The sequence below is a fragment of the Tabrizicola sp. BL-A-41-H6 genome, from assembly GCF_050632395.1.
Lineage (GTDB): Bacteria > Pseudomonadota > Alphaproteobacteria > Rhodobacterales > Rhodobacteraceae > JAUYQR01.
On record NZ_CP192600.1, the window covers coordinates 3117581 to 3130756 of the forward strand.

The window sequence follows — 13176 nt, forward strand, 5'->3', positions numbered from 1 at the left end:
CGCTCCTTGGGGAGAAAGTCACCTAGTGTGCATGGGCTTGAAACGACGCGCCCACTTTTCGGATTGCGACATACACCAGATGAAAGCCGACAGAAAGGTGTCGCAGGCTGCAATCGGCTGGCAAATGTTCTTTGATTGTTCTATATTTTTACCATGCAGCCGAAAACCCCACCGCTTCTGCCCGGCCAGCGCCTGCGCGCGCGTGGCGCGGTCGTGAACCCGACCGGCCGGTATGAGACGGCAACGCGCGAAGGGTTTGCCGACGATTGGGACATTCCCGAAGATGACCGCCTTGTCCGCACCGAGACGAGCCTTGAGCGGCCGCGGTCGGCCATCACCTACAACCGGTCGCCCGATGTGCCGTTCGACCGGTCGATCAACCCCTATCGCGGCTGTGAACACGGCTGCATCTACTGCTTTGCGCGGCCAAGCCATGCCTATCTGAACCTGTCGCCGGGCCTTGATTTCGAGACGCGGCTGATCGCCCGCCCCGGCATCGCCGGGGTCTTGGCGGAGGAGTTGGGCAAACCGTCCTACAAGGTGGCCCCCATCGCCATCGGCACCAACACCGACCCCTACCAGCCGATCGACGCCGAGCATGGCCTGATGCGGCAGATTCTTGCAGTGCTGGGTGACTTCAACCACCCGGTCTGGATCACCACGCGCGGCACGCTGATTGAACGCGACATCGACCTGATCGCCGCGCTGGCCGGGCGCGGGCTGGCCAGCGTCAGCATTTCAGTCACCACGCTGGACGCAGGCCTCGCGCGCAAGATGGAACCCCGCGCCCCTGCCCCGGCGCGGCGTCTGGCCACGATCCGCGCGCTGGCCGCCGCAGGAATTCCGGTGCGGGTGCAGGTGTCGCCGCTGATCCCGGCGCTGACGGATCACGAGTTGGAGGCGATCCTTGAGGCCGCCGCCGCGGCGGGTGCGACGCACGCCACGTCGATCCCCCTGCGCCTGCCACGCGAGGTGGCGGACCTCTTTCGCAAGTGGATCGAGACGACGTTCCCCGACAGCGCAGAGCGCGTGATGGGCCGGGTGCGCGATCTGCATGGCGGGCGTGATTACGACCCGGCCTTCGGCACAAGGATGACCGGTCAGGGCATCTGGGCCGACCTTATCAAGCGCCGGCTGGAAGTGGCGCGCAAGCGGTTCGGCCTGACGCGGGTGTTGCCGGAATTGCGGAGCGACCTTTTCAGGGTGCCGCCGAAAGCGGGCGATCAGCTAAGCTTGTTCTAGCCGCAGACGTTAACCGCGCCGCCCGCGACGCTCGCGCTTTGGGTCGCCCGAGGTGTCACCGGTTCCGTCCGAGGCCGAGGAGAACCCGCCGAGATGGGCAGAGATATCTTCCAGCGTCGGGCGTGGGCCTTTGGGCCGTGTCTCAAGCGCCTCGCGCATGGCGCGCAGGTGTTCGGGCATGGTTCCGCAGCAACCGCCGATGATCCGCACGCCCGCGTCACGCGCAAGGACCGCGTATTCCGCCATCAATTCCGGCGTGCCGTCGTAGTGGATGTGGCCGTCATGATATTTCGGGATGCCGGCGTTGCCCTTGGCGATCAGCGGGCGTTCGGTGCCGGTCGAGGCAAAGCCAAGCACGGTGCGCATCAGGTCGCTGGCGCCCACGCCGCAGTTGGCGCCAAAGGCGATCGGCGGGTTCGGCAGCGTTTCGACCATCGCAGCCATCGCGGCCGAGGTGACGCCCATCATGGTGCGCCCGGCGGTGTCAAAGCTCATCGTGCCGCACCACGGCATTCCTGCGCGGGCGGCGGCCTCGGCGGCGGCCTTGTATTCTTCCGGCGCGCTGATCGTCTCGATCCACAGCACGTCCGCGCCGCCTTCTTTCAGGCCCTCGGCCTGTTCGTGGAACATCTCTACCGCGAGCGCGTGGGTCAGCGTGCCCATCGGCTCGAAAATCTCGCCCGTCGGGCCGACCGAACCTGCCACCACAACCATGCGGCCTGCCTTGTCGGCGATCTCGCGCCCAAGCTCGGCCCCCACCCGGTTCAGCTCTCGCACCCGGCCCTGCGCCTGGTGAAGCTTCAACCGGCTGGCGTTGCCGCCAAAGGTGTTGGTGAGGAAAATGTCCGACCCCGCCTCCACCGCACCCCGGTAGAGCGTGCGAATGTTGTCTGGCCTGTCGGTGTTCCAGAATTCCGGCGGCTCGCCAGACTCCAGCCCCATGTTGAAAAGAGTTGTCCCAGTTGCGCCATCGGCCATCAGCCAATCGCGCGAAGCGAGCATCCGGGAAAGCACGTCAATCATCGGGGCACCCTGTAAAAAATCGCGTCACGCCCTCGTGCCACGGCAAAAGGGTGTGCGCAAATCCATATTCCGCATGTTAACTTGCGCGCGGCTCATGCCGCAGGCGAGGTCAGATTTCCGTCATCAACTGCGCTTTGGCGACGGGCAGAAGTTCGGCCATCTTGGCGCGGACTTCGTCGGCGCTGGCCTTGCCGGCCAGATCGCCAACCAGCTTGCGGACCACGTCTTCAATGCCAGCCTCTTCGAAATCGGCGCTGACCACTTCCATCGCGTAGGCATTGGCGTCGTCGCCGGTCTTGCCCAGAAGGCCCGCCGCCCAAAGCCCGGTCAGCTTGTTGCGCCGCGCCTCGGCCCGGAACTGCATTTCGCTGTCGTGCGCGAACTTGGATTCGAAGGCATTTTCGCGATCATCGAAGGTGGTCATGGCGGATCCCCTGGAACGGTTGTTTCCTGAACCATATGCCCATCCCGAGGCTGCCCTGCAAGCCCCCGCCGCCGTCGCGCCTTGCGACGGAACCGCCCTTGCCGTATAGCGCTTGCAACGGTCGGGAGGGTGCAAATCCGCCCCGACCTGTCATTGATCGGAGAGCTCATGGCACGGCGCAAGAAGGTCTACGAAGGCAAGGCCAAGATCCTTTACGAGGGACCAGAGCCGGGGACGCTGATCCAGTACTTCAAGGACGATTCCGCGCCGACCGTCGCCGCTCCGGCCGCCCTTGAGGGCAAGGGCGTGCTGAACAACCGCCTGTCGGAATTCTTCATGGCCGGGTTGAACCAGATCGGGGTGCCGACCCATTTCATCCGCCGCATCAACATGCGCGAGCAACTGGTGCGGATGGCCGAGATTATTCCGCTGGAGGTGGTGGTGCGCAACTTCTCGGCCGGGCCTATGACGGCGCGGCTGGGGATTCCGGAGGGCACGCAACTGCCGCGGCCGATCGTGGAGTATTACTACAAGGACGAAAAGCTGAACTCTCCCTTGGTGGCCGAGGAGCATATCGTCGCGTTTGGCTGGGCGAACCAGCAGGATCTGGACGACATCATCGCGCTGGCACTTCGCGTGAACGACTTCCTGTCGGGCGTGATGATGGGCGTGGGCATCCGGCTTGCCGATTTCCGCATCGAGGTGGGGCGGATCTGGGAGGGCGATTACATGCGCCTGATCGTGGCCGACGAGATCAGCCCGGACAACTGCCGCCTGTGGGACATGCGCCTGCCGGAGCGGCCCGATGGGTCGATGCCGGACCCCGCGCCGATGAATGATGTCTATACCGAGCTGGCGCGGCGGTTGGGGGTGTTGCCGTCGAACGTGACCCATACGACGAAGCCGACCCTGATCAACTGAGCCTTGCCGAGCTTGGCCCGGTTCGATAATCCCTTGCGAAAATAACCCGGAGGCCCCGATGAAAGCCCGCGTCACCGTCATGCTGAAATCCGGTGTCCTTGACCCGCAGGGCGAGGCGGTGCGGCATGCCTTGGGCTCGCTGGGGTTTCAGGGCGTGACGGGGGTACGGCAGGGCAAGGTGATCGAGCTGGATCTGGCCCATACCGATGCGGGCAAGGCCGAGGCGGACGTTAAGGCGATGTGCGAAAAGCTGTTGGCCAATACCGTGATTGAGAGCTATCGGATCGAGATCGCCTGAGGGTGTGTCCCACGGTGGGACACTTTCCGCGCCATTGATTTTGCACGATACTTCCTCGACGTTAACGGTTCGTCAAGGATTGGACCGGCGGCTGGCCTTGAGCCATATGCCGTCTTTTCCCCTGACCGTCAGGTGTGCCACTGGCACCGGGACGCGCCCTTCAACCACATCGAAGCGAAAGCTGCGGACCAGCAGCGCCAGAAGAAGCGTGCCTTCCAGCATCGCAAACCCGGCACCGGGGCAGACGCGGGGGCCGGAGGAAAACGGCAGGTAGGCGTCGCGGGCTGAGGACTTTCCAGCCTCGGTCTGCCAGCGGTCAGGGTCGAAACCGTCGGGGTTGGCCCAGAGCCGTTCATGTCGGTGAAGGTGCCACGGGCTGAGGACGATCTGCGCGCCTTTCGGGACCGCACGCCCCCGCATCTCTTCAGGCTTTGCGGTTTCGCGGACCATCATCGGCACGGGGGGATAAAGCCGAAGCGCCTCGCGGAACACGTCGCGGGTGAAGCGCAGGGTGGCGAGGCTGGCGAAATCTTCGGTCATGGCGGCAGCCTCAACCGCCACACGGTCTTGCGCGGCGGAGTGCGAGGCGAGGAGGTAGAGCGCCCATGACAGGGCCGAGGCGCTGGTCTCATGGCCTGCAAGGAAGAAGATCGCCACCTGATCGACCATTTCCGCGGTACCAAAGCGGCTGCCGGTCACCGGGTCGGGTGTCGTCATGATGCGGGTGGCGAGGTCGTCGGGCGCGGTGCCTGCGGCAATGGCGGTGGCGCGCGCCTCGGTCATCTGGCCGATCAGGCGGCGGATCGTGGCGGCTGAGCGGCGTGTCGCGCGGCGGTGCAGGCGTGGCACCCATGCGGGCAAGGGCAGGAAAGCGGCAAGGTTCAGGATCGGTTGCGTGCGCTGATAGGTGCGGAATTCGTGGAACACCGCCTGCGCGACACGGTCTTCGATGGGCAGGGAAAAGAGCGTGCGGAAGATCACGTCGGCGGCGGCGTGGCTGGCGGCGGCTTCGATCTCCACCGCGCCTTCGGGCAGGCGGGCAACGGCGGCCTGACCTGCCGCAAGGATCGCCGGGAAAGCGGCGCGCATCCGACCACCCTCGAACGCGGGGTCGATGATGCGGCGCTGTCGGAGCCATTCTTCGCCGTTGGTGACAAAGACCGAGCGGCCGAGGAGGGGTGCTAGCCCTTCGGTGATGCGCTGCGATTTGGGGAAATCGGCGGGGCGGTCCTGCAACACGCGGCGGATCAGGGCGGGATCGTTGCAGAGGTAGCTGCGGAAAAAGGGCGTGCGGAACGCGGCCATCCACGCGCGGTAAAGCCGTGCCGGTTGGGCAGAAAGGATGTCGCGGCGAAACAGGCGGAGGTAGCTGAACAGGGACGCGCCGTCAGGACGCGAGGCGGGTTTCGGTGGGATCATGCCACGCTCCGGTACCGGTTCAGCGGGGCTTCGACGCGGCTTTTCGAGGGTTGGCGGCCAGCGAACCGCTGGGCAAGCGTCAGCGGGCCCGCGGTGATGGCGAAGTAGTCGTAGTCGCCGGGGCGGTCGAAGGCGCAGAGGTATTGGAAATGCAGGCGAAAGAATTTCCAGCGCAGCGCCTGCCAGCGTTCGGGGCTGAGGGTCTGGGTGAAGGCGGCGGAAATCACCAACGGCCAGCGCTTGCCGGGCGGGGCAACGCCTGACACTGCGACCGGATCGCAGAGCGCGAAGGCACAGCCGTCGCCGGGGGCGGTAACATCGACCCAGGTGACCTCGTCCCGGGTGGAAAGGAAGGCGAGATCGGCGCGAAGACGGTGCGCATCGGGCAGAAACGACACCATCGGCACCACCTGACCAAGGGACAGGAAACCGAGCGCGGGGTGCGCGGCGGGCAGGCCGTCGCGGATAAGGTCGGCAAGGACGGAAACCGCCAGATGCGCGCCGGAGGAGTGGCCGACGACGAGGACTTCATCGACGTTTTCACCAAAAGCGGCGGCGATGCGGGCGCGAAACTCGGCCAGACGCGCCTCGAGCGCCGGGGGGTTGGCGCCGTTCAGGGCTGCGGTGAAAGCGTAATCGTGCATCAGGTAATAGGCGAAGATGCGGTGATCCTGTGCGCGAAACCAGCGCAGCAGGCCGTAGGCGGCGGCGAGGCCGGCGATCAGCCCAAGGGCGGGATGGGTGAGGGCGCCGGCCCCTGCCCCGATGGCGATGCCTGCGGCGAGGGCGATCAGGGCTTGCAGGAGGAGGAAGGCGATCGGGTAAAGGGCCGCAATCATCGGCCCTTTGCGCAGCCGCATCAGCCGCGCCAATGCGCCGGAACCGATGTAGGTGCGGGCGGTGCGGAAAAGCTGCCAGTAGGTGGCGGCGATGCCTTGGTCCATCGAGCCTTGCACGATGTCGGACCAGACGAGCACATCGACATCCGTGGTGACAGGCTGGCCGAGGTTGGCGGAGACGCGCCAGCCCTGCGCGCCGTTGGGGGCGAGGCTGAGGGTGCCGCCGGTGACGGCAAGCTGGGCGGCGGCTTCCTTGCGATAAAGTTCGCGGTAGCGGCGGGGCGGGAACGGGTCGTAGCCGGGGATGTAAAACACACGGCGGCAGAAGGGCTTGTGCCCTTTGGGTTCGGCTTGCGGGTGATCCGTCTTGGTCATGCGCCCATCCTGACAGGCGCACCTTAACGAAGCGCTGAGCGGAGGGAAGCCGTTAGCCCGGCAGCGGGATGCCGAGCGTCTCGTAAAGCTCCAGCATCCAATAGCTGAAATCGGTGAAGGCGCCGGTCAGAAGCGCGGTGCCGACGATGAGGAGAAGGACGCCCATCGCGCGTTCGATCAGTTTCATGTGGCGCTTGAGGCGTGCCATCAGGGTGATCGAGCGTTCGACGAAGATCGCGGCCAGCAGGAACGGCAGGCCGAGGCCGAGGGCGTAGATGCCGAGGAGGAGCGTGCCGCGCTGGACGCTGCCTTCCTGCGCGGCGAGGCTGAGGATCGCGGCCAGTTGGGGGCCGATGCAGGGTGTCCAGCCGAAGGCGAAGGCGAGGCCGAGGAGGTAGGCGCCGAAGGCAGACCCACCCTTGTCGCCCGCATCAAGCCGGGCCTCGCGGTCAAGGAGCGGGATGCGGAACACGCCGAGGAAGTGAAGGCCGAAGATGATCACGACGAGACCGGAGGCCTTGGCGAAGATCTCCTGATTTTGCAGGAAGAAGGTGCCGAAGGCCGAGGCGGTGAAGCCGAGGATCATGAAGATCGTGGAAAGGCCGAGGACGAAGAAGAGCGCGGGCAGAATCACGCGGCGGCGCGCGGCGGTCGTGCCGGTCATTTCGCCCATGCTGATGCCGCCCATGTAGGCGAGGTAGGGCGGCACGACCGGGAGGACGCAGGGGCTGAGGAACGACAGCACGCCCGCGGTCAGCGCCACAAGCATGGCGGGCAGAAGGGCTGCGTCGATGATCTCTATTCCGAACATGACCCTGACATAGCGGCTTTGTCAGGTGGCGTCACGGGGCGCTTGCGTCACGTCCGCGTCAGTTGCGCATCAGGGCTGGCGGAGGAGCCTCCGGCGGGGATATTTGGGGACAGATGAAGGGGCGCGCGGGCATGGATTGGGACGAGGTGGTCGATTGCGAGGGGATGCTGTGCCCGCTGCCGGTGCTGCGCGCGCGCAAGCGGTTGATGGCGATGGCTGTGGGGCGGGTTCTGTGCGTGCGGACGACTGACCCGATGGCGGCGGTGGATCTGCCGCATTTCTGCGCCGAAAGCGGGCACCGCCTGCTGGAGACGCGGGCCGAGGGCGGGGTGGCGCTGTATCTGATCCGCAAGGAAAAAGGCGGCGGGTGATCGCGGCACGCAGTGCTGGCCGGGCCATGAGCCAAGAGACCCGGCCAAGGAATCCCCGACCGGGCCTTAGTGCCATCCATCGGATCAGACCCCTCGATCGCACCCTCGGAAAGGCCGATCTTGGTTCGGACAGGGCGCAGCGCCCTGCCACGCCCCGCACGGGCGGCAGCCCTATTTCTGTATCGATTCCAGATAGGTCGCGAGCGACAGGATGCGCCCCCGCACTTCAAGCACACCACCATATGCCCCTTCGGAATCCCCTACCTCATCGGTGAACACATCACCCCAAAGCGGCATTGCACCGCCATGCGCCCGGACGCCCGAGCGGCCATCGATGACCTGAAGCACCCTCAGCATCGGAAACACGCCGCCATTGTTCTTTGACAAGAGGGTGAGGTTCGGCGACGGAATATTCACGACGTTGGCCATGTCGCCGTCCCCCAGACCTGCCGCGCCGTGACAGGCCGTGCAGTAGGTAGCAAAGAGCTCTGCGCCGATGTCGGTCGCCGCCGCCGAAGCGGCACCAACGGACACTGAAGAGGCAAGTAGAACAGACGTCAGCAAGGATCTCATCTTCATCTGATTGCTCCCGATAGAACACTTCCACGAGTCATTTTTTACAAATCTGAATATGACGGCATTGATTTCCGTCATCGTCGTCAATCATCGCGATGACGGCGCGTTTCGCGATCAGCGGGGGCTTGGGCAGATGGCCCCACCTTGAGGCGACAGGCGGGCACGAGATCAAAAGACCCTGCCGGAATATTTCCGGCAGGGTCTTTCATGTCAGTTGGCCGGTACCGGAACGGGTTGGATTACCCAGCCGTACGCGATATCTGCCGCCGTTGATCTTTGCCGGTCGTGGCGCTTATCGACCGAGCGACCACCAGCCTTTTTTCTTCGGCTTTGCCGGATCTTCGGCACCTGTTTCCACGACCGGCGCGGCCGGCGCTGGTTGCGGCGCAGGCGCTGCGGCGGCTGACGGTGCTGCCACAGGTTCTGCGACAGGCGCTGCCACCAGTTCAGCTACCGGTTCTGGCGCAGGCTCGGCCTTTGGCTTGGCGCTGCGGGCGCGGCCAGGCTTTTTGGCAGGTTCTGCGGCAGGTTCGGGGGCAGGCTCTGCGGCAGGTACCGGGGCGGCTTCCGCCGCTGCTTCGGCAACCCCTTCGGCCTGCGCGGTTTCTGTCGCAGGCTTGGCCCGTGAGCGCGAGGGACGCCGACCGGATTTGGTTTCGGGTTTGGCATCTGCCACGGGAGCGGCTTCGGCGGCCACGGCTGCGGCAGGTGCAGCCTCGGCAACCTCGGCCTTGGCGCGTGGTTTGCGGGTGCGCCGGGCCTTGGTGCCAGCCTCGGCTTCGGCTGCCGCCGCTGCCGGTTCGGTCACCGCATCGGCAGCCACATCGTCGCCGTCATCTTCGTCGTCATCGCTGGCATCGCCCGCCTCGGCGCCATTGGCACCAGCCTCGAGCCCGCCTTCACGCGCACCACCCCGCCGACGCCGACGCCGACGACGCTTTTTCTTGCCGGTGCCGTCACCATCCGCCACAGGACGCGGCGCGGCAGCACCCGGTTCGCGGGCGGCGGCAGGCTCGGCGGCCTCAACCTCAACCTCGGCCTCGGCCTCGACTTCTTCGTCCTCGATCTCGTCGATGTAATCGTCTTCTTCGTCAACGGCGGCGCCCATCAGGCCGGCATGGCCCGAGATTACCGGGGTTTCCGGCACGGCTCGGATCGCGGTCTTGAACTTTTCGATCACGTGATCAGGGCTGATCATCGTCGGATCAGCCTCGATCCGCACGGCCATGCCATAGCGCGCCTCGATCGTGGCGATGTGTTCGCGCTTGTGGTTGATCAGGAAGTTCACGATCCCGACCGGGGCTTTCAGGAGCACCTCTTTCGAGCGTTTCCGTGTGCCTTCCTCTTCCAGCGCGCGCAGCACTTGCAGCGCCATGCTGTCATCCGACCGGATCAGGCCAGTGCCGTGGCAGTGCTGGCAAGGCTGGGTGGTGCTTTCGAGCATACCGGGGCGCAGGCGCTGGCGGCTCATCTCCATCAGGCCGAAGCCCGAAATGCGGCCGACCTGAATGCGGGCGCGGTCGGTTTTCAGCTTGTCCTTCAACTTTTTCTCGACCGCGGCGTTGTTGCGCCGTTCTTCCATGTCGATGAAGTCGATGACGATCAGACCGGCGAGGTCGCGCAGGCGAAGCTGGCGGGCCACTTCCTCGGCGGCTTCAAGGTTGGTCTTGAGCGCGGTATCCTCGATCGAGCCTTCCTTGGTGGCACGGCCCGAGTTCACGTCGATGGCAACCAGTGCTTCGGTGATGCCGATCACGATGTAGCCACCGGAGCGCAGCTGCACCACCGGGTTGAACATGCCGCCCAGATAGCTTTCGACCTGGAACTTGGCGAACAAGGGCATCGGTTCGGTATAGCGCACGACCTGCTTGGCGTGGCTTGGCATGATCATGCGCATGAAGTCCTTGGCGGTGCGGTAGCCCGCCTCGCCTTCGACCAGCACCTCGTCGATCTCGCGGCTGTAAAGATCGCGGATCGAGCGTTTGATCAGGTTGCCTTCCTCGTAGATCGCGGCAGGCGCGATCGACTTGAGGGTCAGTTCGCGGATCTGTTCCCAAAGCCGCATCAGATATTCGTAGTCGCGCTTGATCTCGGGCTTGGTGCGTTTGGCACCAGCGGTGCGGATGATGAGGCCCGCGCCTTCCGGCAGTTCGATTTCCTGCGCGATTTCCTTGAGCTTCTTGCGGTCGGCGGCCTGGGTGATCTTGCGGGAAATGCCGCCACCGCGCGCGGTGTTGGGCATCAGCACGCAGTAACGACCGGCGAGCGACAGGTAGGTGGTGAGCGCGGCACCCTTGTTGCCGCGTTCTTCCTTGACCACCTGCACCAGCATGATCTGGCGAACCTTGACGACCTCTTGAATCTTGTAGCGGCGGGCGCGCGGGCGGCGCGGGGCGCTGATCTCCTCGGCCACGTCTTCTTCGGCGATGGATTCGATCTCATCGTCGGTGTCGGAGGCGTGGTCCATTGCGCGGTAGGGGCGTTCGGATTTTTCTTCGCCATCGGCGCTGTGGTCGTGGTCGTGCGGATGGTCGTGATCGTGCGCATTGTCATGCGCTTCGGTTGCCGGTTCGGCAGCGGCCTCGGCGACGGTTTCCACCTGCGTGTCGAGGTTGTCCTCGTCATCGAGGTCGACGACGTCCATGCCGCTTGGGCCTTCGGTCACGGCATCGTCTGTCTTGACGGCTTCGGCCTTGGCCTGCTGCGGGCGGGGGGTGCGGCGGCGCGAGCGGCGGTTGTCCTCCTCCTCCTCGGCGCGCGCCATCTGGCGCTCTTCCTCGATCAGGGCTTTGCGGTCGGCGACGGGGATCTGGTAATAGTCGGGGTGGATTTCGGCGAAGGCCAGAAATCCGTGCCGGTTGCCACCGTATTCGACAAAGGCAGCCTGGAGCGAAGGCTCCACCCGGGTCACTTTGGCGAGATAGATGTTTCCGGCGAGTTGGCGTTTGTTGACGGTCTCGAAGTCGAATTCTTCAACCTTGTTTCCGTCTACCACCACAACGCGAGTTTCCTCGGCGTGGGTGGCGTCGATCAGCATCTTCTTGGCCATTTTGTTCCAATGCGCCCGGCCTGCCAAAGGCACCGCCCGGGGAAGCCCCTGGCGGATGGTTGACGGGGTAAGGGCGGCTTGTTCGGGCGATGGCGTGCAACGCAAATGGCCGGGGCGTGCCCTGTGGGCACCCCTCGCCGTCACTTGCCGATGTCGCTCGCATCATCGCGGTTCACGTCTGGGCGGCCTTGCGGACACCCACCTGTCAAGTCCCGCCAAGCCCTAGGACCGGGCGGGAAATTCTGTGGCCTTCCGGCCGGTGAGATCGCGTTGGCGGCAGCACGCATGGGGCGCCGGGTCCGACATCGCGATGGAATTCTAGCGCGCGAGTGTCACTTGCGCGTCATGCGACCCTAAGGGCAAAGCGGGCGGAAACACAATGGCGAATTTCCGCGCCACCGTGCCGCCCGGTGCCTGCCAAGGGGGCAAGTGCCGGGGCCGGGCCGCAGGGATGCGTGCGCGATCAAGGGGTTGGGCGGGTTTCGTGGTGCTGTCAGACGTAATCCGACCGGGTCAGGCCATACTTCGCCATCTTTTCGTTCAGCGTGCGGCGCGGCAGGCACAACTCTTCCATCACCGCGACGATCGAGCCCTTGTGGCGGCGCATGGTGTTGTCGATCAGCATCCGCTCGAAAGCTTCGACGTAATCCTTCAGCGGCTTGCCTTCGGTGGTCAGCGCCGGGCCGGAGGCTTCGTTGTCGGCCATCAGCAGGCTGGCGATGGAGCCGGAACCGCGGCGGTTCTGCAAGACCGCGCGTTCGGCGATGTTCACCAGTTGGCGGACGTTGCCGGGCCAGGGTGCCTGCAGAAGCTGGGCGGCTTCCTGTGCGGTCACCTGAGGTGCGTCGCAGCCGTACTCCTCGGCGAACTGTTCGGACATGCGGGTGAACAACTGGAGGATGTCTTCGCCGCGTGACCGCAGCGGCGGCAGCAGGATCGTCATGGCGCCAAGGCGGTAGAAAAGATCGGGGCGCAGCACGGCTTCCAGCGTGGTGTCGGGGGCGTGCTGGTTGCAGATCGCGATGATCCGGGTTTCGGGCGGCGTGCCCTGATCGTTGATCACGGTCAGCAGGCGAGCTTGCAGCGAGTGGCTGAGCGCCTCGATATCCTCAAGACAGAGGGTGCCGCCGCGGGCTTCCTCGATCAGTGGCAGCTGGCCATCTTCGGCGGGGCCAAAGAGGCGCGCGGCAAGCTGATCCTCGCCCCATGCGGCGCAGGAGATGGTGACGAACTTCTTGGCAGCGCGCGGGCCGACGGCGTGCAGCGCGTGGGCCACAAGCGTCTTGCCGGTGCCGGTTTCGCCGTCGATCAGCACGTGACTGTCGGCCTGACCAAGGTCGAGGATGTCTTCGCGCAGCCGTTCCATCGCGGGCGAAGAACCGATCAGCTTTTTCATGATGGTGGAGCCGTCGGACAGCTCCTTGCGCAGCGCGCGGTTGTCCAGCGTCATCCGCCGAGCCTGCGTCGCGCGCTTGGCAAGTTCGGTCATCCGGTCGGGGTTGAACGGCTTTTCCAGAAAATCGAACGCCCCTACCCGCATCGCCTCCACCGCCATCGGCACGTCGCCGTGGCCGGTGATCATGATCACTGGCAGGCCGCTGTCCTGCCCCATCAGCCGTTTCAGAAAGGACATGCCATCCATCCCCGGCATCTTGATGTCGCTGACCACGACGCCCTGAAACTCTGGCCCGATAACCTTCAACGCGTCTTCGGCGCTGGCGTAGGTTTCGGTATCGAACCCACTGAGCGCAAGCCACTGGCTGATGGACTGCCGCATATCGGCCTCGTCATCGACGATCGCGACTTTCATAGCCCGAACCATAGAATC

General features: G+C 65.1%; 12 protein-coding genes. 4 read left to right on the plus strand and 8 right to left on the minus strand.

Features of this window, described 5'->3' with window-relative positions:
- Positions 1-153: 153 nt before the first annotated feature.
- Entirely contained in the window at positions 154-1242 is a 1089-nt protein-coding gene (locus ACROUL_RS15250; protein ID WP_431301320.1) for a PA0069 family radical SAM protein, read from the plus strand.
- Between the two features lie 9 nt (positions 1243-1251).
- On the opposite strand, the gene bmt is transcribed toward ACROUL_RS15250, so the two are convergent.
- On the minus strand, positions 1252-2265 hold the full coding sequence (gene bmt / locus ACROUL_RS15255; RefSeq protein WP_431300305.1) for a betaine--homocysteine S-methyltransferase: 1014 nt from the start codon (positions 2263-2265) through the stop codon (positions 1252-1254).
- Between the two features lie 109 nt (positions 2266-2374).
- Positions 2375-2689 carry a DUF1476 domain-containing protein gene (locus ACROUL_RS15260; RefSeq protein ID WP_431300306.1) on the minus strand — a complete coding sequence of 105 codons (315 nt, stop codon included), beginning with the start codon at positions 2687-2689 and terminating at the stop codon, positions 2375-2377.
- A 168-nt stretch (positions 2690-2857) separates the two neighbouring features.
- Here ACROUL_RS15260 and ACROUL_RS15265 point away from each other — a divergent pair, with 168 nt between their 5' ends.
- Both ACROUL_RS15265 and purS read left to right on the plus strand, forming a co-directional pair.
- Positions 2858-3610: a phosphoribosylaminoimidazolesuccinocarboxamide synthase gene (locus tag ACROUL_RS15265; protein WP_431300307.1), complete on the plus strand. Its 753-nt coding sequence runs from the start codon at positions 2858-2860 to the stop codon at positions 3608-3610.
- A gap of 58 nt (positions 3611-3668) precedes the next feature.
- Entirely contained in the window at positions 3669-3908 is a 240-nt protein-coding gene (purS, locus tag ACROUL_RS15270) for a phosphoribosylformylglycinamidine synthase subunit PurS (RefSeq protein WP_431300308.1), read from the plus strand.
- 72 nt (positions 3909-3980) lie between these two features.
- Here the strand turns inward: purS and ACROUL_RS15275 are convergent, their stop codons facing one another.
- The 3 genes from ACROUL_RS15275 to ACROUL_RS15285 are packed head-to-tail and all read right to left on the minus strand — an operon-like array spanning position 3981 to position 7352.
- On the minus strand, positions 3981-5327 hold the full coding sequence (locus ACROUL_RS15275; RefSeq protein ID WP_431300309.1) for a cytochrome P450: 1347 nt from the start codon (positions 5325-5327) through the stop codon (positions 3981-3983).
- Entirely contained in the window at positions 5324-6541 is a 1218-nt protein-coding gene (locus tag ACROUL_RS15280) for a hypothetical protein (RefSeq protein WP_431300310.1), read from the minus strand. The genes ACROUL_RS15275 and ACROUL_RS15280 overlap by 4 nt, the downstream gene beginning before the upstream one ends.
- Positions 6542-6593: 52 nt before the next feature.
- Entirely contained in the window at positions 6594-7352 is a 759-nt protein-coding gene (locus ACROUL_RS15285) for a cytochrome c biogenesis CcdA family protein (protein ID WP_431300311.1), read from the minus strand.
- A 131-nt stretch (positions 7353-7483) separates the two neighbouring features.
- On the opposite strand from ACROUL_RS15285, the gene ACROUL_RS15290 reads away from it, so the two are divergent.
- On the plus strand, positions 7484-7723 hold the full coding sequence (locus ACROUL_RS15290) for a sulfurtransferase TusA family protein (RefSeq protein ID WP_431301321.1): 240 nt from the start codon (positions 7484-7486) through the stop codon (positions 7721-7723).
- A 171-nt stretch (positions 7724-7894) separates the two neighbouring features.
- Here the strand turns inward: ACROUL_RS15290 and ACROUL_RS15295 are convergent, their stop codons facing one another.
- From ACROUL_RS15295 to ACROUL_RS15305, 3 genes are all read right to left on the minus strand, one after another.
- Positions 7895-8377 carry a c-type cytochrome gene (locus ACROUL_RS15295; protein WP_431300312.1) on the minus strand — a complete coding sequence of 161 codons (483 nt, stop codon included), beginning with the start codon at positions 8375-8377 and terminating at the stop codon, positions 7895-7897.
- Positions 8378-8591: 214 nt separating this feature from the next.
- Entirely contained in the window at positions 8592-11348 is a 2757-nt protein-coding gene (locus tag ACROUL_RS15300; protein ID WP_431300313.1) for an Rne/Rng family ribonuclease, read from the minus strand.
- Between the two features lie 493 nt (positions 11349-11841).
- A complete protein-coding gene (locus tag ACROUL_RS15305) occupies positions 11842-13170 on the minus strand; it encodes a sigma-54-dependent transcriptional regulator (RefSeq protein WP_431300314.1) in 1329 nt (442 codons plus the stop codon).
- Positions 13171-13176: the final 6 nt, after the last annotated feature.